Annotated in this window: 23 protein-coding genes; 10 read left to right on the plus strand and 13 right to left on the minus strand. The window is 67.6% G+C overall.

The window, feature by feature from the left end; translation table 11 throughout:
- Window positions 1–30 precede the first annotated feature (30 nt).
- The gene (locus AC1DVA_RS11310; RefSeq protein WP_476805989.1) at window positions 31–345 is read left to right on the plus strand and encodes a hypothetical protein; all 315 of its coding nucleotides are present in this window, start codon (window positions 31–33) and stop codon (window positions 343–345) included.
- A 148-nt stretch (window positions 346–493) separates the two neighbouring features.
- Here AC1DVA_RS11310 and AC1DVA_RS11315 read toward each other — a convergent pair whose 3' ends face one another.
- Window positions 494–1090, minus strand: a complete 597-nt coding sequence (locus AC1DVA_RS11315; protein ID WP_265054715.1) for a L,D-transpeptidase — start codon at window positions 1088–1090, stop codon at window positions 494–496.
- A gap of 222 nt (window positions 1091–1312) precedes the next feature.
- Between AC1DVA_RS11315 and AC1DVA_RS11320 the strand changes: the two genes are divergently transcribed.
- Entirely contained in the window at window positions 1313–2242 is a 930-nt protein-coding gene (locus AC1DVA_RS11320; protein ID WP_265054716.1) for a histone deacetylase family protein, read from the plus strand.
- A gap of 155 nt (window positions 2243–2397) precedes the next feature.
- Here AC1DVA_RS11320 and ribB read toward each other — a convergent pair whose 3' ends face one another.
- The 4 genes from ribB to AC1DVA_RS11340 form a co-directional block, all read right to left on the minus strand.
- Window positions 2398–3678 (minus strand): 3,4-dihydroxy-2-butanone-4-phosphate synthase, encoded by a 1281-nt coding sequence (gene ribB, locus AC1DVA_RS11325; RefSeq protein ID WP_476805990.1) that lies wholly within the window; start codon window positions 3676–3678, stop codon window positions 2398–2400.
- A 186-nt stretch (window positions 3679–3864) separates the two neighbouring features.
- Entirely contained in the window at window positions 3865–4983 is a 1119-nt protein-coding gene (gene aroC / locus AC1DVA_RS11330; protein ID WP_265054718.1) for a chorismate synthase, read from the minus strand.
- A 66-nt stretch (window positions 4984–5049) separates the two neighbouring features.
- Entirely contained in the window at window positions 5050–9072 is a 4023-nt protein-coding gene (locus AC1DVA_RS11335; RefSeq protein ID WP_476805991.1) for a Pls/PosA family non-ribosomal peptide synthetase, read from the minus strand.
- A gap of 245 nt (window positions 9073–9317) precedes the next feature.
- Window positions 9318–9914 carry a histidine phosphatase family protein gene (locus AC1DVA_RS11340; RefSeq protein WP_265054720.1) on the minus strand — a complete coding sequence of 199 codons (597 nt, stop codon included), beginning with the start codon at window positions 9912–9914 and terminating at the stop codon, window positions 9318–9320.
- A 140-nt stretch (window positions 9915–10054) separates the two neighbouring features.
- Here AC1DVA_RS11340 and folP point away from each other — a divergent pair, with 140 nt between their 5' ends.
- Genes folP through folK form a run of 3 tightly spaced genes read left to right on the plus strand, consistent with a single transcriptional unit; the run spans window position 10055 to window position 11782 of the window.
- Window positions 10055–10897 (plus strand): dihydropteroate synthase, encoded by an 843-nt coding sequence (gene folP / locus AC1DVA_RS11345; protein WP_265054721.1) that lies wholly within the window; start codon window positions 10055–10057, stop codon window positions 10895–10897.
- Window positions 10894–11268: a dihydroneopterin aldolase gene (gene folB, locus AC1DVA_RS11350; protein WP_265054722.1), complete on the plus strand. Its 375-nt coding sequence runs from the start codon at window positions 10894–10896 to the stop codon at window positions 11266–11268. The genes folP and folB overlap by 4 nt, the downstream gene beginning before the upstream one ends.
- Window positions 11258–11782: a 2-amino-4-hydroxy-6-hydroxymethyldihydropteridine diphosphokinase gene (gene folK / locus AC1DVA_RS11355; protein WP_265054723.1), complete on the plus strand. Its 525-nt coding sequence runs from the start codon at window positions 11258–11260 to the stop codon at window positions 11780–11782. Before folB ends, folK begins: the two co-directional genes overlap by 11 nt.
- An 18-nt stretch (window positions 11783–11800) precedes the next feature.
- Here the strand turns inward: folK and AC1DVA_RS11360 are convergent, their stop codons facing one another.
- From AC1DVA_RS11360 to AC1DVA_RS11380, 5 genes are all read right to left on the minus strand, one after another.
- Window positions 11801–12121 carry a type II toxin-antitoxin system PemK/MazF family toxin gene (locus AC1DVA_RS11360; RefSeq protein WP_265054724.1) on the minus strand — a complete coding sequence of 107 codons (321 nt, stop codon included), beginning with the start codon at window positions 12119–12121 and terminating at the stop codon, window positions 11801–11803.
- Complete coding sequence (locus tag AC1DVA_RS11365; protein ID WP_265054725.1) at window positions 12115–12369, minus strand: AbrB/MazE/SpoVT family DNA-binding domain-containing protein; 255 nt, start codon at window positions 12367–12369, stop codon at window positions 12115–12117. Before AC1DVA_RS11365 ends, AC1DVA_RS11360 begins: the two co-directional genes overlap by 7 nt.
- A gap of 74 nt (window positions 12370–12443) precedes the next feature.
- The gene (gene fabI, locus AC1DVA_RS11370; RefSeq protein WP_265054726.1) at window positions 12444–13283 is read right to left on the minus strand and encodes an enoyl-ACP reductase FabI; all 840 of its coding nucleotides are present in this window, start codon (window positions 13281–13283) and stop codon (window positions 12444–12446) included.
- A gap of 159 nt (window positions 13284–13442) precedes the next feature.
- A complete protein-coding gene (locus AC1DVA_RS11375) occupies window positions 13443–14366 on the minus strand; it encodes a DnaJ C-terminal domain-containing protein (protein WP_265054727.1) in 924 nt (307 codons plus the stop codon).
- 154 nt (window positions 14367–14520) lie between these two features.
- A complete protein-coding gene (locus tag AC1DVA_RS11380; protein WP_265054728.1) occupies window positions 14521–14976 on the minus strand; it encodes an RT0821/Lpp0805 family surface protein in 456 nt (151 codons plus the stop codon).
- A 125-nt stretch (window positions 14977–15101) separates the two neighbouring features.
- On the opposite strand from AC1DVA_RS11380, the gene pdxH reads away from it, so the two are divergent.
- The 5 genes from pdxH to AC1DVA_RS11405 all read left to right on the plus strand — a co-directional run bounded on the left by pdxH (window position 15102) and on the right by AC1DVA_RS11405 (window position 17897).
- Complete coding sequence (gene pdxH / locus AC1DVA_RS11385) at window positions 15102–15716, plus strand: pyridoxamine 5'-phosphate oxidase (protein ID WP_265054729.1); 615 nt, start codon at window positions 15102–15104, stop codon at window positions 15714–15716.
- Window positions 15717–15729: 13 nt separating this feature from the next.
- On the plus strand, window positions 15730–16506 hold the full coding sequence (locus AC1DVA_RS11390; RefSeq protein WP_442865015.1) for an SDR family NAD(P)-dependent oxidoreductase: 777 nt from the start codon (window positions 15730–15732) through the stop codon (window positions 16504–16506).
- A gap of 16 nt (window positions 16507–16522) precedes the next feature.
- Window positions 16523–17002 carry an NUDIX hydrolase gene (locus AC1DVA_RS11395; RefSeq protein WP_265054730.1) on the plus strand — a complete coding sequence of 160 codons (480 nt, stop codon included), beginning with the start codon at window positions 16523–16525 and terminating at the stop codon, window positions 17000–17002.
- Window positions 16999–17445, plus strand: coding sequence for a TIGR02301 family protein (locus tag AC1DVA_RS11400; RefSeq protein WP_265054731.1), 447 nt, complete (start codon window positions 16999–17001; stop codon window positions 17443–17445). Before AC1DVA_RS11395 ends, AC1DVA_RS11400 begins: the two co-directional genes overlap by 4 nt.
- Before the next feature lie 182 nt (window positions 17446–17627).
- The gene (locus AC1DVA_RS11405) at window positions 17628–17897 is read left to right on the plus strand and encodes a hypothetical protein (protein ID WP_265054732.1); all 270 of its coding nucleotides are present in this window, start codon (window positions 17628–17630) and stop codon (window positions 17895–17897) included.
- Between the two features lie 200 nt (window positions 17898–18097).
- Here the strand turns inward: AC1DVA_RS11405 and AC1DVA_RS11410 are convergent, their stop codons facing one another.
- The 3 genes from AC1DVA_RS11410 to AC1DVA_RS11420 all read right to left on the minus strand — a co-directional run bounded on the left by AC1DVA_RS11410 (window position 18098) and on the right by AC1DVA_RS11420 (window position 20355).
- Entirely contained in the window at window positions 18098–19369 is a 1272-nt protein-coding gene (locus AC1DVA_RS11410) for an RNA polymerase sigma factor (RefSeq protein ID WP_265054733.1), read from the minus strand.
- Window positions 19370–19425: 56 nt separating this feature from the next.
- Window positions 19426–19848: a YciI family protein gene (locus AC1DVA_RS11415; RefSeq protein ID WP_265054734.1), complete on the minus strand. Its 423-nt coding sequence runs from the start codon at window positions 19846–19848 to the stop codon at window positions 19426–19428.
- Window positions 19849–19932: 84 nt separating this feature from the next.
- Window positions 19933–20355 (minus strand): YciI family protein, encoded by a 423-nt coding sequence (locus AC1DVA_RS11420; protein WP_265054735.1) that lies wholly within the window; start codon window positions 20353–20355, stop codon window positions 19933–19935.
- Between the last annotated feature and the right edge of the window lie 18 nt (window positions 20356–20373).

Raw genomic sequence — 20373 nt, forward strand, 5'->3', positions numbered from 1 at the left:
GGCCGAAGCTGCCGCGGGCCACAGATCGCCATGAACAAATCACAGACGCGCCCCGGCCCCGACCTGATCGGCGGTCAGGTTGCAGGGGTCGGGAGCGAGAGCTCCCGGCACGAGGTCATCAGAAAGTCAGGAGCCATGCTTCAACACGACGCCCGTCCCAAGATGCAGGATCGCAGGGGTTTTCACGATGCCAAGGCACGCGAGACCTACGCTTCCCAATTCCGCCCGATCGCGATTCAGGCGGTCGCTGCGGGAACCAGACAGATGTCGGGCGCGTTGAGGAAGCACGGCGAGACACGCAAGGCCGATTTGCCCGGTGTGCTTCGCCACGGTTTCGCCGACTGAAACCTCCCCTTCGAGACCCAAACGACTGGCCGGTGCGGAGTTTGCTCCCACCGGCCTTTTTTTGTCCGTCGTCCGAACGAGCGGTACTCGCAAACGAAAACGGGCGGCCCGAGGCCGCCCGCTGAAACACTAAAACCGGCCTGAAACGTCAGACGACGACGACCTTCGCGCCCGCCGGCACGCGGTTGAAGAGATCGATCACGTCGATGTTGCGCATCCGGATGCAGCCGGACGAAGCCGAGCGGCCGATCGTCTCCGGCTCGTTGGTGCCGTGAATGCGATAGAGCGTGTCCTGTCCGTTCTGGTAGAGATAGAGCGCCCGTGCGCCGAGCGGGTTGTCGGGGCCGCCAGCCAGGCCGCCAGCGACCGGCTTCAGATGCGGCCAGCGCTTGATCATCTCGGCCGGGGGCGTCCAGCGCGGCCATTCGGCCTTGCGCTGCACCACGGCCTCGCCGGTCCAGCCATAGGCCTCTTCGCCGGTCGCGACGCCGTAGCGGATCGCCTTCTTGTTCGGCAGCACGAGGTAGAGGAACTTCTCCTTCGTATCGACATAGATCGTGCCGGGCGGCTGACCGGTGGGATCGGCGATCTCATACGGGAGATAGGGAAGGTAGGTGTCGAATTTGGGGACGAGCGCGATATATTCCGCGTCCCGGGCTGACAGCTCAGGCGCAGCTACGCTCTTGTACTGGCAGGCGCCAAGGAGGGCCGACAGCGCCAAGGCAACGAAAACGGTTTTCTTCATAGCTTCCACCAGAGCGACCCGCAGGCAGCCTTTATGATGAATCGAACGTTAACGCTTCGTATCGCCCGAGACTTGCCCGAAGGGCGTTGGTCTGGCGAAGCACTAGGCCCCAAACCGGCAAGGTGCAATCTAGTTCCCTTTGTGACTCCCGGATGGCGCCTCGGCGTGGCAAAGCAGCCACGCTTCCCGCTGCTCAAGCCCTGTTCTCTCGGATAATCGCGCTTGACCACGCTTCTTATCACGCACCCGGCGGGCCTCGACCACGTCATGCCGCCCGGCCACCCCGAAAGCGCCGAGCGCCTGAAAGCCGTCGACCAGGCGCTGGAGGCGGAACGCTTCGCCTCGCTGATTCGGATCGAGGCGCCGCTGGGCACGCTCGATCAGGTGGCGCTCTGCCACCCCGCCGACCACGCGCAGGCGCTGATCGATTCGAGCCCGGCCTCAGGCTTCGTCCAGGTCGATGGCGACACCTTCATGTCGCCCGGCACGATCGAGGCTGCGCTGCGCGCCGTCGGCGGCGCGGTGCTGGCCGTGGACGAGGTCATGGCCGGCAAGGCGCGCAATGCCTTCGTCGCGATGCGCCCGCCCGGCCACCATGCCGAGCGCGACCGCGCCATGGGCTTCTGCTTCTTCAACCACGCCGCCGTCGCTGCCCGCCACGCGCAGAAGGCGCACGGCGCCGAGCGTGTCGCCATCGTCGACTGGGACGTGCATCACGGCAACGGCACGCAGGACATCTTCTGGGACGATGCCAGCGTGCTCTACGCATCGTCGCACGAGATGCCGCTCTACCCCGGCACCGGCGCCGCCTCGGAGCGCGGCACACATGGCACGATCGTCAATGTGCCCCTGCGTCCCGGCGAAGGCTCCGACGAGTTCCGCGAGGCTTTCGAGGTCGCGATCCTGCCGCGCCTCGATGCCTTCCGCCCCGATCTCGTCGTGATCTCCGCCGGTTTCGATGCGCATTGGCGCGATCCGCTCGCCAGCCTCAACCTGCGCGAGGCCGACTTCGCCTGGGCGACGCAGAAGCTGATGGAGCTGGCCGACAGGCACGCTGGCGGCCGCATCGTCTCGGTGCTGGAAGGCGGCTACGATCTCGATGCGCTGGCAACCTCCACCGCCGCCCATGTCGCGGCGCTGATGGGCAGCTGACGGCGTGCCCCCAAGGGATCAGACCCAGCCGTCATTCTCGGGCCGCGCAGCGGACCCGAGAATCTCTCGCCGCAAGCTGCGCCGGTACAGGAGCCTTCTCGTCACGAGATGCTCGGGTCAGGCCCGAGCATGACGGCCTGTTGGCTGCGCGCCGCCTACTCCAGCGGCGAAGTCCCGGCGATCTCGATGCCGAAGCCGCTCAGGCCCACGAAGGAGCGCGGCGAGGATGCGAGGTTCACGATCGAGCTGACGCCGAGATCGCGCAGGATCTGCGCGCCGAGCCCGACCTCGCGCCATTGCTGGCTGCGCAGGGCGTCGGCGCCTTCATCCTCGACGCTCTTGATCGGCACGCCGGCGCTGCCGTCGCGCAGATAGACGAGGACGCCCTTGCCCTCCTGCTGGAAGCGCTTGAGCACGCACTGGATCGAGCTGGCTCCGCCGAGCACGTCGGCGACGACATCGGCCCGGTGCAGGCGCGCCGGCACCTTCTCGCCATCCCCGAGCTTGCCCATGACGAAGGCGAAGTGCTGCGTATCGTCGAAGGGCGTGATGTAGACATGGCCGGTCATCTCGCCGAACGCGGTCTTGACCGGGAAGGAATGCACCCGCTCGACCAGCTTCTCGCGCAACTGGCGATAGGCGATGAGATCCGCGACGGTGATCTGCTTGAGCCCGTGCTTCTCGGCGAAGGCGGCTATCTGCGCGCCCTTCATCACGGTGCCGTCGTCATTGGCGAGTTCGCAGATCACGCCGACCGGCGGCAGGTCGGCGAGCTTGCACAGGTCGACGGCGGCCTCCGTATGGCCGGAGCGCATCAGCACGCCGCCATCCTTGGCGATCAGCGGGAAGACATGGCCGGGCCGGACGAAATCCGCCGCGCCCATATTGCCGTTGGCGAGCGCGCGGACCGTGTTGTTGCGCTGCTCGGCCGAGATGCCGGTGGTCAAGCCGTGCTTGACGTCGACCGTGATGGTAAAGGCGGTGCCGAGCGGGGCATCGTTCGACGACACCATCGGGTCGAGCCGCAAACGGCGCGCCTCGGCCGAGGTCAGCGGCGCGCAGACGATGCCGCAGGTGTTGCGGATGATGAAGGCCATCTTCTCCGGCGTGCAGAGCGAGGCGGCGACGATGAGATCGCCCTCGTTCTCGCGGTCGTCGTCATCGGTGACGATGACGATCTCGCCGCGGGCGAAGGCTTCGATGGTCTCTGCGACATTGTTGGACATGGCAGCCTCGCGCGGCCCGGACAGGCCGAGGAAATCATTGGGGGTGACGGAGCCGCTCGTGGCGGCGGCGATGCGCTCGGCGCTTTCGCGGGAGATCCAGGCGGTCTGGTCGTTGCACAGCGCCGTCACGCTGGCCGGCGACAAGCCGACCTGCTTGGCAAAGGCGCTGCGCGCGATCTTATGCTGTCGGAGCCAGGCGTCGAGCTTCATGCGACCAAGCTAATACGGCAGCGTTTCATCCGCAATGAAGAGACGATGCATTTTCAGTATTGCTGAAATGCAAGGTGCCCCGAGCCGTCATGCTCGGGCTTGCCCCCATGACGAGAAGGCTCCTTACCAGAGCCTCTTCCGGCCGGAGATTCTCGGATCCGCTTCGCGGCCCGAGAATGACGCGGCCTACTCCTGAAACGGCCAGCGCGTCTCCACCACGCCCACCTGCCCGCGATGGCGCAGATACTGGTCCGCCAGCACGCAGGCGACCATCGCCTCGCCAACCGGCACCGCGCGGATGCCGACGCAGGGGTCGTGCCGCCCCTTGGTGAACATCTCGGCCTCGCCGCCCGTGCGGGTCACGGTGGCGCGCGTCGCCAGAATAGAGGAGGTCGGCTTCACCGCGAAGCGCGCCACGATCGGCTGCCCCGTCGAGATGCCGCCGAGGATGCCGCCGGCATGGTTGGAGAGGAAGAGCGGGCGCCCGTCATTGCCGGCGCGCATCTCGTCGGCATTCTCCTCGCCGGAGAGTTCCGCCGCACCGAAGCCCTCGCCGATCTCGACGCCCTTCACCGCATTGATGCTCATCAGCGCCGCCGCGATCTCGGCATCGAGCTTGCCGTAGATCGGGGCGCCAAGCCCGGCCGGCACGCCCTCGGCGACGATCTCCAGCACCGCGCCGATCGACGAGCCCGACTTCCTGATACCGTCGAGATAGCCCTCGAAGAAGGCGGCAGCCTTGGCATCCGGGCAGAAGAAGGGATTGCGGCCGACCTCGTCCCAATCCCAGTTGCCGCGATCGATCCTGTGCGGCCCCATCTGGACCAGCGCGCCGCGCACGACCATGCCGGGCACGACCTTGCGGGCGATGGCGCCCGCCGCGACCCGCATCGCCGTCTCGCGCGCTGAGGAGCGCCCGCCGCCGCGATAGTCGCGGATGCCGTATTTCACATCATAGGTGAAATCGGCATGGCCCGGCCGGTATTTGTCCTTGATCTCGGAATAGTCCTTCGAGCGCTGGTCGACATTGTCGATCAGGAGCCCGATCGAGGTGCCCGTCGTCACCTGAACGCCGTCGCTCTCGCGGGCGAAGACGCCGGAGACGATGCGAACCTGGTCCGGCTCCTGGCGCTGCGTGGTGAAGCGCGACTGGCCCGGCCGGCGCCGGTCGAGATCGCCCTGGATGTCGGGCTCGGTCAGCGGGATCAGCGGCGGGCAGCCATCGACCACGCAGCCGATGGCCGGGCCATGGCTCTCGCCGAAGGTGGTGACGCGGAAGAGGTGGCCGAAGCTGTTATGCGACATGGGTGCCTGCGCGAAATCCTGCGCAGGCTCTTAGTCCCCATGGTGACCGGTGGTCAAACCGCGTGCTCAATGCCCGGCCGGCGCCTTCGCCGGCACCGCGGGCGCCCCCTCCCAGCGCGTATGCGCCGGCAGGTTCTCGCCCTTCATGATGACCGTGAGCAAGCCGATCTGGGCGTAGTCGCCGACATGGGTGTCGTAGAGCACGGTCGCGCCTGCGCCGACGCAGACGCCCTTGCCCAGCTTCACCCTGCCGACCTTCATCACCCGGTCCTCGTAGAGATGCGTCTGCAGCGCCGAATGGGCGTTCACCGTGCAGAAATCGCCGACCCTGATGCAGTCGAATTCGGTGATATCCGTCGAGTCGAGCCAGACGCCCTTGCCGTATTTCGCGCCGAACAGCGTCAGGAACCAGGGCAGGAACGGCGTGCCGCGCAGATAATCGAACAGCACCTTGCCGCCGAGGCCCCAGTACATGACGGCGACGGCCTCGGTGCGCATCGCCCACCACGACCACATCGGCTTCATCACCGGCTTGTAGGCGCCCATCATCAGCCATTTCACGGCCGCGCAGATCAGCGCCTGCACCACGGCGATCGCGACCGCGACCCCCATGAAGGACAGCACGAGGCCGAGCCAGTCGCCCTCGTTGATTTTCTGCTGCAGCACCATGTCGACGGCGATGGTGCCGAAGGTGATGAACAGCATCGACGGGAAGGAGGTGTGCAGCGCCTCGAAGACGCCGCGCCCGAACTGCTTGCCGAAGGAGGGCTTGTAGGTCCAGTCCGCGCCGAGATCGACCTTCTGCCGCGTCGGCAGCTTGATCGGCGGCGAGCCGAACCAGGTGTCGCCGGGCTGCATGCGGTCATTGGCGGGGGGTTTCGACTTGATGCCGATCAGCACGCGGTCGGGAATGACGGCGCCCGGCGGCACCACCGCATCGTTGCCGATGAAGACCTGCTCGCCGGTGCGCGTCGAATCGAGGCGCATATAGCCGCGGCGCATATCTTCGTCGCCGAAGACCACCTCGTCGGCGATGAAGTTGCCGGCGCCGATGCCGGTGAGGTCGTAGCGGCCGGAGAGATTGGTCGAGATCTCCGCCCCCTTGCCGATGCTGGCGCCCATCAGCCGGTACCAGGCCCGCATGTAGATGGTCGCGAAGAGCGAGGAGAGCGTCTCCAGCGTTACTTCCGTCGCCAGCGCTACCGTCCATTTGCGCGCGTAGAAGCCGGAATGGATCGAATAGGAGCCGGAGGTGACGCGCGGCAGGATCGCCCAGCGCAGCCCGGCCATCAGCAGCACGGTGAAGGCGATGAGCCCGATCGCCGTCGGCCAGGTCAGGATCGGCAGGAACCAGAGATAGCTGATCTCGGTCCAGCCGGCGATCCAGTAGTCGATCTTGTCGAACAGCCAGAAGGCCGGGAAGATCGGCAGCAGGCTGACCGGCGGCAGCACGATCAGCATCAGGATGTGGAAGGCCGTCATCAGCGTGCGCCGTGCGGGCGAAGCTTCCGCCTGCGGCGGCAGGGCGGCGAGATCGACCGTGCCGATCTTGCGCGCCGGCGTGCCGTCCCAGATCTCGCCTACCCCGACCCGGGCGCCGGGCGGGATCGCGGTCAGGTCGCCGATCTCGGCATGGTCGCCGATCGCCGAGCCGTGGCCGAGCACCACGGACGCGCCGGCCGAGACGTCCTTACCGATCTTGATGCGGCCGATGACGAGCTTGTCGCCGATCGCCTCGCCATTGGCGAAGGTGGTCTTGGAGCCGAAGCTCGTGCCTTCGCCGATCTCGATCAGGTCGATCGCGCCGGCCTCGTAGTCGGAGATGATGACGTCGCGCCCGACCTTGGCGCCGAGCAGCCGCCAATAGAAGCGCATAACCGGCGTGCCCTGCAGCCATTTGATGTGGACGAGCCCGGCGACGCGCGCCGCGAACCACCAGCGGAAGTAGTAGACGCCCCAGAGCGGATAGATTCCGGGCTTGGTCCGGCCGAGCACGACCCATTTCAGCGCGATGGCGATGAGGCCGGTGACCAGGATGATCGCGATGTAGACGCCGAGCAGCGCGCCGATCTGGCCGAGCAGCGGCAGATCCTCGCCGGAGAGGATCATGTAGGTGACGAAGACGCCGAGCCATTGCGCCGTCGCGAGACCGATGACGACCGGCAGCACCACAGCCTGGGCCAGCCCGCAGAAGAAGCGGCGCAGGAATGGCGGCGGCGTGAAGGACAGGTCCTCGGTCGCGGCGATACCGCGCTCGTCGAGCAGTTCGGCCATCGCGCGCAACGTGCGTGCGCCGTAGACGTCCTGCAGCGTGATGCCGGCATAGGCCGGCGTTTCCCGCACGATCGAGATGAAGCGCGCCGCCAGCAGCGAATGGCCGCCGAGATCGACGAAGAAGTCCGCCTCCAGCGGCAGGCAGGCAGCGCCGAGCACGCGCCGGGCGGCGTCGAGCAGTGCGGCTTCGGTGGCGTTGCGCGGCGGCTCCTGCTCGCCAGCGGCGCTGGGCGCCGTCAGCGGCGCCGCCTTGAGCATCTTGCGGTCGACCTTGCCGGAGACCATGCGCGGCAGCGATCCGACCGCCTCGAAATGTGCCGGCACCATATAGGGCGGCAGCTTTTCGCGCAGTGCCGCGCGGAGCGCGCCCCCGTCGACGGCTACGCCCGGCTCGGCCACGACAAAGGCGACGAGCCGCTCGATGCCATCGTCGGTGCGCAGCACGACGGCGGCCTGCGCCACGCCGGGCTCGTCGGCGAGCTTGGATTCGATCTCGCCGAGTTCGACACGGAAGCCGCGGATCTTGATCTGGTCGTCGATGCGGCCGTGGAAGACGATGTTGCCGTTGTCATCGAGGCTGACCGCATCGCCGGAGCGGTAGAGCACCGGGTCGCCCTCTCCCGCCAGGCCGGCGAAGGGGTTGGCGATGAACTTTTCGGCCGTCAGCTCCGGCCGGCCGTGATAGCCCTTGGCGACGCCCGGCCCGCCGATCAGCAACTCGCCCTGCTCGCCCGGGTGGACGAGGCGCAGCTCCTCGCTGACGACATAGGCGGTGTAGTTCGGGATCGGCTTGCCGATGGTGACGGTCTCGCCGGGCACGACCTCCGCGGCGGTCGCAACGACGGTCGCCTCGGTGGGCCCGTAGGTGTTGAGGATGCGCCGGCCCGGCTTCGACCATTTCTGCACGATCGCCGGCGGCAGCGCCTCGCCGCCGAGCAGGATCAGCTTCAGCGAGGGCACGTCGGCAGGCAGGATGCCGAGCAGCGTCGGCACGGTGTCGATCACGGTGACGCCGGCCTCCTCGAGGATGGCGGGCAGCTTCTCCGCATCGCCCATCATCTCCGGCGAGGCGACGAACAGCGTCGCGCCGACGAGATAGGGCGTCCAGATCTCCTCCATCGAAAGGTCGAAGGCGACCGATGCGCCCTGGAAGACGACGTCGTCCGGCCCGATGCCGTAGAGCGCGTTACCTGAGCGCAGGAAATGGCAGATGTTGCGATGGCTGATGACGATCGCCTTCGGCGTGCCTGTCGAGCCGGAGGTGTAGATCAGATAGGCCGGATGGTCCTTGGTCAGCCCGGCGGGCCGTGCCGCAGGCTCAATCCCGTCGGAATGTGCGGCCAGCCCCTCGGGCGACCAGACGGTCAGCTCGATCGCCTCCGCCCGACCGGCCCAGCCGGCGCAGGTGACGATGCCCTTGGCCGCCGCATCGTTCAGGCATGTCGCGATGCGCTCGACAGGCGCTTCCGCATCGAAGGGCACCCAGGCCGCGCCTGCGCGCGTGATCGCGATCTGCGCGACGAGCAGGTCGATGCCGCGCGGCATCCACAGCCCGACCATGTCGCCGGGCCCGACGCCAGCAAGTTGCAGCCCGCGCGCCTGCCGCCCGGCTTCCGCCCAGACTTCGGCATAGCCCAGGCGCCGCTCGCGATCGACGAGGACGGGATGATCAGGGCGAACGGCGACGGTCGCCGCGAAGATTTCGGCCAGCACCTCGTCACGGATCAGGTCAGGGCGCTTCTCGCCCGCCATCATGGCAAGGGGATTAGCGCCGGTCGCGTCCGACGCCGCCGACAGCTTCGTCATATCGTTCATCGCGCCCCGTTGCGCTGAAAGGCCCGTCGCTGTCGCCGCGGCAAACCAAGCCTGCGGCAGCACGGTGCCCTACCACGCACCCTATGAAGAAAACCGGAATCGTCGCAACGCGCCGCGACATCCGCGTGAGCCCCCCGGCCGGGCGGGCCGCCGCTTCACGACGTTTTGCTAGCACATTACTCCTGCGGAATCACGCGTGAACCGGTGATGAATGCCATGCGGTTGCGGAGGCCGATCAGGGCGGATCAGAGCCAATCGGCCTTGTTACCGGTCACGACGAGCAGCTTGCCCTGCCAGATCTCGACCATGGACGCCTCCCGCGGCGCCACCGCGCCGACCAGCGCCAGGACAGCGCGCGCCACCCCGCCATGGCTGACGATCACCGTCTCGCGCTGCAAGCCTTCGAGCACCGGCCGCACCCGCTCGGCCAGCATGCGGTAGCTTTCGCCGCCGGGCGGCACGAAGCCCCATTTGTCGCGCTCGCGCAGATGCGCCTGCTCGCGCTCGGCCTTGCGGATGTCGCGCCAGGTGAAGCCTTCCCACTCGCCGAAGGTCAGTTCCCGCAGCCGGTCGTCGATCGTGTAGGCGCCTGCCGGCAGCGCGAGCTCGTGCCGCAGGATGTCCATCGTCTCCCGCGCCCGCAGCATGGGCGAGCCGATATAGTCGAGCCCGGCATAGGCCGGCTCCAGCGCCTTGAGGCGCCCGGCTGCCTCGGCAGCCTGTCTGCGACCGAGTTCGTTGAGCGGGATGTCCTGTCCGCCCTGCAGCCGGCCCTCCCGATTCCAGTCGGTCTCGCCATGGCGGACGAGGATGAGCCGGTGCGGAAGCGATAGCGGGACCATGTGGCGCTTCTGCACGCTGGCACCCGCACCGTCAAAGCCCGGAGCGATGCTTCCTGCCCATGGCGACAATTGGCCGCTTTCTGTGGCCCAATCCACACGGCGTGTGTATAGCGCCCTTGCCCTGTCACTGGCGGACCCGCATGCCCCTCGCCCTCACCTTGCCCGATGGCCGCAGCCTGGCGCTCGATGCGCTGCCGCTCGTCATGGGCATCGTCAACGTCACGCCCGATTCCTTCTCGGATGGCGGCCTGCTCGCGAGCACCGAGGCTGCCGTGGCCCATGGCGAGCGCCTGGCCGCCGAGGGCGCCGCGATCGTCGATGTCGGCGGCGAGTCGACCCGCCCCGGCCATGCCACCGTCGATGCCGCGACGGAACTGGCCCGCGTGCTGCCGGTGATCGCCGGGCTGAAGGCACGGACCGACACGCCGATCTCGATCGACAGCTACAAGGCCGAGGTGGCCGAGGCCGCGCTCGCCGCCGGCGCCGCGATCGTCAACGATGTCTGGGGCGCCCAGCGCGATCCGCGCATCGCCGAGGTCGCCGCCCGCGCCGGCGCGCCGATCATCCTGATGCACAACCGGGAGACGATCGACGCCTCGCTCGACATCTTCGACGACGTCAGGCGCTTCCTCGATCGCTCGATCGCCATCGCGACGCAGGCCGGCGTGCCCCGCGGCCAGATCGTCGTCGACCCCGGCATCGGCTTCGGCAAGACCATCAGCCAGAACCTCGACCTGATCCGCCATCTCGACCGGCTGAACGAACTCGGCTGCCCGATCCTGCTAGGCGCCTCGCGCAAATCGACGCTCGGCCGCATCACGGGCCGGGAGATTCCGGCCGAACGGCTCGCCGCCAGCATCGCCGCCCATCTCTATGGCGTGAGCCGCGGCGCCGCCATCATCCGCGCCCATGACGTCGCGCCCCATATCGATGCGCTCAAGACCTGGGCCGCGATCGAGGACAGCATGAAGGTAGTCCCGTGAGCGAAACCGGCTCCATCCTGATCGAAAAGCTCGATATCTACGCCTATCACGGCTTCTTCTCGGAGGAGGAGCGCCTGGGCCAGCGCTTCGTGCTCGACATCCTGCTGGCCGTCGACATCCGCGCCTCCGCGATCAGCGACAAGCTCGCCGACACCGTCGACTACGGCAACGTCGTCGCCGTCGCGATCGAGGCGTTCACGGCGCGCCGCTACAATCTGCTCGAGGCGGCGGCGCGCGCCGTGGCCTTCGCCATCCTCGAGCGCTTCCCGCCGGTCGGCCGGGTCGAGGTCACGCTGCGCAAGCCCGGCCCGCCGATCCCGGCGACGCTCGGCTCGGTCGGAATCAAGCTGGATTTCCGGCGTGAGGACTGAGGCCGCCCTCGCCTTCGGCGGCAATCTCGGAGATCCCGTCGCAGCCTTCGCCTCCGCCCTGCGGAGCCTGCGCGGCCATTCCGCCGTCACGCTCGGGCGGCTCTCATCCGTGTACCGCACGGCGCCCTGGGGCAAGACGGACCAGCCCGAATTCCTCAACATGGCAGCGCTCGTCGAAACCTCGCTCGCGCCCGCTGAGCTGCTCGCACTCTGCCTGGAGCTGGAGCGGGCCGGCGGACGCGAACGCCGCGAGCGCTGGGGGCCGCGCACCCTCGACATCGACATCCTGACTTATGGCGACGAACTCATCGACCAGCCCGGCCTGCAGATCCCCCATCCGCGCATCGCCGAGCGCGCCTTCGTGCTGGCGCCGCTGGCGGAGGTTCTGCCGCGACGAGTGATCGGAAGCGAGACGGTCGCCGGCCTGCTTGGGGCTCTCGCCGACGAAACGATCCGCCGCGACGATGCCGCGACGGACCGGTTGAGAGCGCTGCTTGCAACACCCCTGCCCTGACTCGCCCAGCGACCTCGGCTACTCTTCGTAGAGTTCGCGCAGAACAGCCAAGGCCCGGCTGAGAGTGGATGGTGGAGCCGCGCCCAGGCGTCGGATCAGTCTTTTCTTGTCGAGCGCCCTGCTCTGTTCGAGCAGGACTAGCCCGTCGATGCCCTGGAACGAGATCGGTACGCGAAAGCCCGCCGCCCGGCTTTTCGAGGTCATCGGCGCAACGATGACCGTACGAAGATGGTCATGAATCTCGGCAGGCGAGATGATGAGGCACGGTCGCGTCTTCTGGATCTCGCTGCCGATCGTCGGGTCCAGCGCCGCGAGCCAGATCTCGCCGCGCTTCACCATGCCAACTCGGTATCGTCCGCATTGCCGAATTCGGGCCAGGCCAACGCGTCGTCGCCCACCGCCGCGAGGCTTTGGGCATCTTGCGCCCAACCTGCACGGGCCTGCTCCTGCACGCGCTGGATGACGATGCGGCCCTGCTCCACCGTGAGCTCGACACCATCGCCTGCCTTCGCCCCGATTTCAGCCAGAAGGGGTTTTGGGATGACGACGCCGGCGGAATTTCCGAACTTCTTGACGGCGCTGCGCATGGCCTCCTCCAACGAGGAAAACAACATACGCACAACCGAACGCCGTTACAACAATGTTATAACAAAAACTGGCGTCACTCGCCCTTTTCGAGGCTGATGTCCGGCGCGGTCGGCACCTTCATGCCGACGACATGGTAGCCGGCGTCGACATGCAGGATTTCGCCGGTGATGCCGCGCGACATGTCGGAAACGAGGAAGACCGCGGTCTCCCCGACCTCCTCGATCGTGACCGTGCGGCGCAGCGGCGAGTTGTACTCGTTCCAGCGCAGGATATAGCGGAAATCGCCGATGCCGGAGGCGGCGAGCGTCTTGATCGGCCCGGCCGAGATGGCGTTGACGCGGATCTTCGAGGGGCCGAGATCGGCTGCAAGGTACTGCACGCTCGATTCGAGCGCGGCCTTGGCGATGCCCATGACGTTGTAGTGCGGCATCCACTTCTCGGCGCCATAATAGGTCAGCGTCAGCAGCGAGCCGCCATCGGTCATCAGCTTCTCGGCGCGCTGGGTGATGGCTGTGAAGGAATAGCAGGAGATCAACAGGGACTTGGAGAAGTTCGCCTCGCTGGTGTCCACATAGCGGCCGGTCAGCTCGTCCTTGTCGGAAAAGGCGATGCAATGAACGACGAAATCGAGCTTGCCCCAGAGCTTCTCGACCTCGGCGAAGACCGCATCGATCGTCGCTCCGTCGGTGACGTCGCAATGGCCGACGACATGGCCGCCGAGCTGCGTCGCCAGCGGCTCGACCCGCTTCTTCAGCGCATCGCCCTGATAGGTGAAGGCGAGTTCCGCGCCGGCATCGGCAGCCGCCTTGGCGATGCCCCAGGCGATGGAGCGATTGTTCGCGACGCCCATCACGAGCCCGCGCTTGCCCTTGAGGAGATTGGCGGTCGGCGAAACGGCGTTGGAATCAGGCATGGGAAACCCGCGAACTGAACGATGAAGGACGGTCTCTTAGAACAGTCGCGGGGAAGTGGGAACCGCTTTTGATGCCGGCCTCCACGGATGATTCGCGCATCCGGGCCCGATTGGCGGCACTTGTCCGCCGTTTCGCGCCAAAACCCAAAACGCGCCGGCTTAGTCGCCGCGCGCCTTCATCAGGGCCGTCAGCTCCGCATCTTCGGCCGGCATCTCGATGTCGATCGCGACGAACAGATCGCCGACCGCGCCCTTCTCGCCCTTGAGCCCCTTGCCGCGCAGGCGGAACTGCTTGGCGCTGCCCGTCATCGGCGGGATGGTCATCTCCACCGCCCCCGTCAGCGTCGGCACATGCAGCGGCCCGCCGAGAACCGCCTTGGCGAGCGGCACCGCGACGCGAGTGCGCAGGTCCTTGCCGTCGATCGTGAAGCGCGGGTCCGGCTTGACCTTGATCGTCATCATCACGTCGCCGGCCTCGCCGGAGAACGGGTCGGTCTGGCCGAGCCCACGCAGGCGCATCACCTTGCCGTCGCTGACGCCTTCGGGAATCGTGATCTCGACCTCGCGCCCGCCGGGCAGCTTGACTCGGCGCGTCCCGCCAGTCGCGGCCTGGACCAGCGTGACCTCGAGCGTGAAGCTCTGCTCCGGTGGCTTCTGCGGCTCGGGCTTGCCGCGGGCGCGCCGGCTCGCCTCGCCAAACAGCGAGGAGAAGATGTCAGACGCGTCGAAGCCGGCATCGCCGCCGCTGCCGCCGGCACTGCCCCGGCCGAAGGGCGCGCCGCCCTGGCCGAAATTGAACTCGAAGCCGCCGCTGCGCCCGCCCCTGCCGGCGCCCATGCCCTCGAAACCCTGGAATTTCGGCTTGCCCTCGGCGTCGATCTCGCCGCGGTCGAACTGCTTGCGCTTAGTCTCGTCGCCGACGATCTCATAGGCGGTGTTGAGCTCGGAGAAGCGGTCCTGCGCCTTCGGATCCTCCCGATTGCGGTCCGGGTGCAGCTCCTTGGCGCGGCGGCGGAAGGCTTTCTTGATTTCCGCATCGCTCGCGCCGCGGGCGACGCCCAGAACCTGATAGGGATCGCGCATCCAAAACCTCGTTTCCACGCAAAGTCGGACAGCCGGCGCCAACCGCGCCAGCTACCCGCTTCGCTCTATCTGGGTATGGTGTGGCGCGAGCGCAACACCCTTCAAGCGCCCTTCTGCACCCGCCGTCAAGGCGAGGCAAGCGATAGCTGGGCGGTCAGCCCAGGTCCTTCCAGGGGCCGACATCCTTCACCGCCCATTCGCCGCCGGAGGGGCGGCAGGCCGTTCCCTGCAGCTTGACCGGCCGGGTCTGCGTCTGGACGCTGGCGATGAAGGCGCGGCAGATCTCATCCGAGCGCAGGAACGGCCCGCCGACCGGCACGAAGGAGCCCTTGATGCCGTTCTGGGGATTGTCCCAGGAGACGGCGGCGCCATTGCCCTGCGGATCGAGCGCAACGCCCATCGCGCCATCGGCGCGGCGCATGTCTTCCGGCCCGAGCTCTGACGAAAGGCTGGCCAATGCGGCAGGCCTGTTGCCGCCTCGCGCGGGCAGGATGGCGGACGTCGTCGCCACCTCGTCCTCGCTCTTGCTCGACAGGCCGAGGATCGGGAACGACACCGAGCAGCCGGCAGAGAGCAGCGCCAGCGCCATGGCGGCAACCAGCGGGCGCATGGGGGCTGCGCAATCAGGAAGGCTTTGGAACGCCTCGGCCCCTGCCCTATATAAACCAGCCGTCCGAAACCGGATCACTTCGCGCTCGCCCAAACGCCCACACTCCACTGACCGAGGATTAGAACGTGCAACCGTTAACGAGCGGTGACTTCACCGAGGAAAACGAGCCTTTCGCGTTGTTCCAGAAGTGGTTGGACGAGGCGGCGAAATCCGAGCCGAACGACCCGACCGGCATGGCGCTCTCCACCGTCGATGCCGAAGGCCTGCCCAACAGCCGCATGGTTCTGCTGAAGGGCCATGGACCCGACGGATTCGTCTTCTACACCAACACCGAGAGCCAGAAGGGCCAGGAACTGCTCGGCCAGCCCAAGGCCGCCGCGCTGTTCCACTGGAAGAGCCTGCGCCGGCAGGTGCGCATCCGTGGCACGGTCGCCCTCGTCACCGACGCCGAATCCGACGCCTATTTCCAGTCGCGCCCGCGCGACAGCCGCATCGGCGCCTGGGCTTCGCAGCAATCGCGCCCGCTGGAGAGCCGTTTCGCGCTGGAGAAGGCGGTGGCGAGCTACACGGTGAAGTTCGGCCTCGGCGAGATTCCGCGCCCGCCCTATTGGCGTGGCTTTCGCATCACCCCGGTCTATATCGAGTTCTGGCGTGACGGCGCCTTCCGCTTGCACGATCGCGTCGTCTTCCGCCGCGGCACGGCCGGCGAGCCGTGGACCAAGACGCGCTTCTACCCTTAAGGACTCCAGTTCTATGGCGATGCCGACGTTCGATTTTCCGAAGACCGAGGCTGGCAAACGCCCGGTCATGCTGCTGACCGGGGCGAGCCGCGGCATCGGCCATGCCACGGTGATGCAGTTCGCCATGGCGGGCTGGCGCATCCTGTCCTGCTCGCGTCAGGCCTTTTCCGAGAAATGCCCCTGGCCCTCCGGCGCCGACGACCACATCCAGATCGATCTCGGCGACCCCGAGGACACGATGCGCGGCATCGCCGAGATCAAGAAGCGCTTGGCCGCCGAGGGCGGCAAGCTCAACGCGCTCGTCAACAATGCCGGCATCTCGCCGAAGGGGCCGAAAGGCGAGCGCCTGGGCGCCGCAACGACCTCCTTCAACGACTGGCACAAGGTCTTCCAGGTCAATTTCTTCGCGCCGATCATGCTCGCCCGCGGCCTGCTCGACGAGCTGACCACGGCGAAGGGCGCCATCGTCAACGTCACCTCGATCGCCGGCTCGCGCGTCCACCCCTTCGCCGGCGCGGCCTACGCTACCTCCAAGGCCGCTCTCGCCAGCCTGACCCGCGAGATGGCCGCCGATTTCGGACCCCTCGGCATCCGCGTGAACTCGATCTCGCCGGGCGAGATCGACACCGCCATCCTCTCGCCGGGCACCGAGAAGATCGTCGCGACCCTGCCGATGAAGCGGCTCGGCAAGACCGACGAGGTCGCCAAGGCGATCTATTTCCTCTGCACGGACTCTTCGAGCTACGTCACCGGCTCGGAACTGCACATCAACGGCGGGCAGCACGTTTGACGCAGGGCGCAGCAGCATGACCGCCGAAGGCGGGCAGGTCATCCGCTTCCCGGCCGCCGGCCGCGCGGCGGCAAGACCGGTTCTGGCAGCCTCTGTCGCGGTCTTCCGCGACGGCAAGGTGCTGCTGGCGACCCGCACCAAACCGCCAGCCGACCAGCTCTGGTCCCTGCCCGGCGGCAAGGTCGAGGCCGGCGAGACGCTCGAGGAGGCCGCGCTGCGCGAGCTGGAGGAGGAGGTTGGCGTCACCGCCCGCATCCTCGGCTTCAACCGCCATGTCGAGATCTTCGGCCGCGATGCGAAGGGCGAGGTGACGCATCATTTCGTGGTCGCCTCCTTCGTCGGCGCATGGCTCTCCGGCGAGCCGCGGCCGGGACCCGAAGCCGGCGCCGTGATGTGGGCCGATCCGCTCAAGCTCGGCGGCCTCGCCACGACCCGCGAGCTCGGCGATGTGCTGCGCCGCGCGCACGACATCTTTGCGGCCAGTGGTTTGGCATGAGGCGCGCGGCGCCCGCCCTCGCCGTTCTGGCCGCCCTGCTGATGCTGGCGCCCGTGGCCACGGATGCCCAGCAACGCACGCAACCGGCGGCCAAGCCCCCGGCTTCCAAGCCCGCCGAGCAGCCCGCCCCCGAACCGACCGGCCCGCCCTACGAGCCGCAGCTGCTTCAGCTGGCCGAGATCATGGGGTCGCTCGCCTATCTGCGCACGCTCTGCGGCGGCAAGGAGGCGCAGGACTGGCGCGCCCGGATGACCGCGCTCGTCGAAGCCGAAGGCCGGACGCCGCAGCGGCGCGAGCGCCTGACCACCGCCTTCAACCGTGGCTTCCGGGCCTATTCGCTGACACATCGTTCCTGTACCGAGGCGAGCCAGGAAGCCTCCGCGCGCCTGGCGAGCGAAGGCGAGGCGCTGTCGCGTGCGCTCGCCGGCCGCTATGGCGGATAGGCAACAGCTGTGGCCCGAATGCGATCTTCGGTGGAATTCTCCCGGTCGCATTAACCTTTCTTAAACGCCGCGGTAGCGTGCCGCTCTGGCACGGCCTATGACTTGAGCATCGCCCAACCGTCGCGATCCGGGGCACAACCGGCGCGTTTCGCATCAGATAAAGGCTGAAGAGTCCAATTTCGATGCCAATCCAGCCCGAAGACACGATGCTCGACCCGAATCTCGCCGACGATCACGGCGATGCCCGCCGCGTCGCCTATGGCTATGTCGAGGACGCCTTCGCCGAAGGGCAGCAGGACGGGCTCGATTCGGACGCCATGGCCCACGCCGCGCTTTTCGCCGCGCTGCGCACGCTGGTCGAGACCTATGGCGAGGAGGCGACCGCCGTCTTCACCGAGGCCCTGCCGGAAAAGGTGCGCTGCGGCGCCTTCACCAGCGGCACGCGCCACTAGAACTTGCCGGGTTTTGACGGAACCACGCCGTCATTCCGGGGCTTCGCGTCAGCGAAGAGCCCGGAACCCATGAACACGGAGTTAGACGAGAACACCCGTCGGATCGGCCCATTTTTGGGCCGTGGTGTTCATGGGTTCCGGGCTCGGGCCTGCGGCCCGCCCCGGAATGACGGCGTGGTTCCGTGTAAAATCAACGCACTCTAATCGGCGGCACTCCGCGCCGTCGCGGCGCGCTCTTCCAGCAGCACCCGCTCCTTGACGTTGCCGGTCAGTGCGACGGCCTGATCGAACGCCTCGGCCGCTTCCCGATGTCGTCCGAGCTTTGACAACAGGTCGCCGCGCACACTCGGCAGGAGATGGTAGAGCTTCAGCGCCGGCTCGGCGTCCAGCGTCTCGACAATCTCCAGCCCCGCAGCCGGCCCCTCCGCCATGCTGACCGCCACCGCCCGGTTCAATTCGACGATCGGTGACGGCGCGACGCGCCCGAGCACCCCGTAGAGGGCCGCGATCCGGCTCCAGTCGGTCTCCTCGGGCGTGCGAGCACGGGCATGGCAGGCAGCCAGTGCTGCCTGCAGCAGGTAGGGCCCCGGTACATTTCCGGCGAGCCGCTGCGCCCGTTCCAGCGCAGCGAGTCCGCGACCGATCAGGAGCCGGTCCCAGCGCGCGCGGTTCTGGTCGAGCAGCAGGATCGGCTCGCCGGCCGGGCCGACGCGCGCACGCAATCGCGACGCCTGCAGTTCCATCAGCGCGACCAGGCCATGCACCTCCGGCTCCTGGGGTGCGCGCGCCGCCAGGATGCGCCCGAGCCGGAGCGCCTCCTCGCACAGCGCTGGCCGGACCCAGTCCTGACCGGCGGTCGCGGCATAGCCCTCGTTGAAGATCAGGTAGACCACCTCCAGCACCGAGGCGAGCCGCTCTCCGAGTTCGGCTCCGCCCGGCACTTCATAGGGAATCTTGGCATCGCTCAGTGTCTTCTTGGCGCGCACGATGCGCTGCGCCATCGTCGGCTCCGGGACCAGGAAGGCCCGCGCGATCTCCTCGGTCGTCAGCCCGCCGATAAGCCTCAGCGTCAGCGCCAGCCGCGCCTCCTTCGAGAGCACCGGATGGCAGGCGGTGAAGATCAGCCGGAGCAGATCGTCGCCGACCTCGTCGTCAAGAGCCGCATCGAGATCGGGCATCGCCGCGCCGTCGCTTTCGATGTCGTGGCCCAGCTCCTCCTGCTTGCGGCGGGCCATCATCTCGTGGCGGGCGGCGTCGAGCGCACGGTGCTTGGCGACCTGCATCAGCCAGGCCGCCGGATTGCGCGGCACGCCTTCTTCGGGCCACTGCTTCAGCGCGGCGACCAGCGCGTCCTGCGCCAATTCCTCGGCGCGGCCGACATCGCGGGTCAGCCGCGCGAGCCCCGCGATCAGCTTCGGCGCCTCCATGCGCCAGACCGTCTCGACGGTTCGGTGTGCATCGCTTGCCGACATGGGGAGCGATACACACCATCAGCACCTCGGCTGGCAAGCGGCTCGGGCCCGATCGTTCAGGCCTGACCGACCTCGGCTTTGAGGCGATCCCAGGCCGCCGCGGCTTCAGGCGTGACCACCTCGCCGAAATCCGCCAGTTCGAAGAGCGGCCGGATCTCGATCTCGGACGGGCCAGGCATCGGATTGGGGCAGCGCTTGACCCAGGCGATCGCCTCGTCGAGCGAAGCGCATTCCCAGAGCCAGTAGCCCGCCACCAGCTCCTTGGTCTCGGTGAACGGCCCGTCGACGACGGAGCGCTTGCTGCCGTCGAACTGCACGCGCGCGCCCTTGGAACTCGGCTGCAGGCCGTCGCCGCCCTTCATGATGCCGGCTTTCACCAGCTCCTCGTTATAGGCCATCATCGCCTCGAGCAGCTCCCGCGTCGGCGGGGCACCGGCTTCGCTGTCCTTGGTCGCCTTGACCATCACCATGAAACGCATCGGTCTTCTCCGTTTGYAACGAAGGCGGTGGAGACGTTCCCCCGCGCCTTCCGAAATCGAATGGGTTGGTTTCCAGGCTTCCGATCAGCCGGCGCGCTTCGCCGCCTCGGCGCGGAGGCGATCTTCCTGCTCGCGCAGCTCCGGCGTCAGCGCCTCGCCGAAATCCTCCATCTCGAAGACGGGGCGCAGCTCGATCTCGGTGCCGCCGTCGAAGGGCGCGCGCTTCAGCCACTCCACCGCCTCGGCGAAGGATTTGACCTGCCAGAGCCAGAAACCGCAGAGCAGTTCCTTGGTCTCTGCAAAAGGCCCGTCCGTGATCGTCCGCTCCGAACCGGAAAAGCGCATCCGCAACCCCTTCGAGGTCGGGTGCAGCCCCTCGCCCGCCAGCATGACGCCCGCCTTCACCAGTTCCTCGTTATACGCCCCCATCTTGGTGAGGATGTCCTCGCTCGGCATGATGCCGGCTTCGCTGTCCTTGTCGGCCTTGACCAGAACCATCACGCGCATCGGTGTCTCCTTGGTTTT

Source organism: Allobosea sp. P4_C6, from assembly GCF_056402015.1.

Coding starts and splice junctions, on each gene's coding strand:
- AC1DVA_RS11360 (WP_265054724.1), bottom strand. CDS start 12,121: ATGGTGAAGCGCGGCGAGATCTGGCTCGCGGCGCTGGACCCGACGATC.
- AC1DVA_RS11400 (WP_265054731.1), top strand. CDS start 16,999: ATGAGGCGCGCGGCGCCCGCCCTCGCCGTTCTGGCCGCCCTGCTGATG.
- AC1DVA_RS11315 (WP_265054715.1), bottom strand. CDS start 1,090: ATGAAGAAAACCGTTTTCGTTGCCTTGGCGCTGTCGGCCCTCCTTGGC.
- AC1DVA_RS11375 (WP_265054727.1), bottom strand. CDS start 14,366: ATGCGCGATCCCTATCAGGTTCTGGGCGTCGCCCGCGGCGCGAGCGAT.
- folP (WP_265054721.1), top strand. CDS start 10,055: ATGCCCCTCGCCCTCACCTTGCCCGATGGCCGCAGCCTGGCGCTCGAT.
- aroC (WP_265054718.1), bottom strand. CDS start 4,983: ATGTCGCATAACAGCTTCGGCCACCTCTTCCGCGTCACCACCTTCGGC.
- AC1DVA_RS11415 (WP_265054734.1), bottom strand. CDS start 19,848: ATGCGTTTCATGGTGATGGTCAAGGCGACCAAGGACAGCGAAGCCGGT.
- fabI (WP_265054726.1), bottom strand. CDS start 13,283: ATGCCTGATTCCAACGCCGTTTCGCCGACCGCCAATCTCCTCAAGGGC.
- AC1DVA_RS11410 (WP_265054733.1), bottom strand. CDS start 19,369: ATGTCGGCAAGCGATGCACACCGAACCGTCGAGACGGTCTGGCGCATG.
- AC1DVA_RS11395 (WP_265054730.1), top strand. CDS start 16,523: ATGACCGCCGAAGGCGGGCAGGTCATCCGCTTCCCGGCCGCCGGCCGC.
- AC1DVA_RS11420 (WP_265054735.1), bottom strand. CDS start 20,355: ATGCGCGTGATGGTTCTGGTCAAGGCCGACAAGGACAGCGAAGCCGGC.
- AC1DVA_RS11405 (WP_265054732.1), top strand. CDS start 17,628: ATGCCAATCCAGCCCGAAGACACGATGCTCGACCCGAATCTCGCCGAC.
- AC1DVA_RS11365 (WP_265054725.1), bottom strand. CDS start 12,369: ATGCGCAGCGCCGTCAAGAAGTTCGGAAATTCCGCCGGCGTCGTCATC.
- AC1DVA_RS11340 (WP_265054720.1), bottom strand. CDS start 9,914: ATGGTCCCGCTATCGCTTCCGCACCGGCTCATCCTCGTCCGCCATGGC.
- AC1DVA_RS11335 (WP_476805991.1), bottom strand. CDS start 9,072: ATGAACGATATGACGAAGCTGTCGGCGGCGTCGGACGCGACCGGCGCT.
- AC1DVA_RS11310 (WP_476805989.1), top strand. CDS start 31: ATGAACAAATCACAGACGCGCCCCGGCCCCGACCTGATCGGCGGTCAG.
- AC1DVA_RS11390 (WP_442865015.1), top strand. CDS start 15,730: ATGGCGATGCCGACGTTCGATTTTCCGAAGACCGAGGCTGGCAAACGC.
- AC1DVA_RS11380 (WP_265054728.1), bottom strand. CDS start 14,976: ATGCGCCCGCTGGTTGCCGCCATGGCGCTGGCGCTGCTCTCTGCCGGC.
- ribB (WP_476805990.1), bottom strand. CDS start 3,678: ATGAAGCTCGACGCCTGGCTCCGACAGCATAAGATCGCGCGCAGCGCC.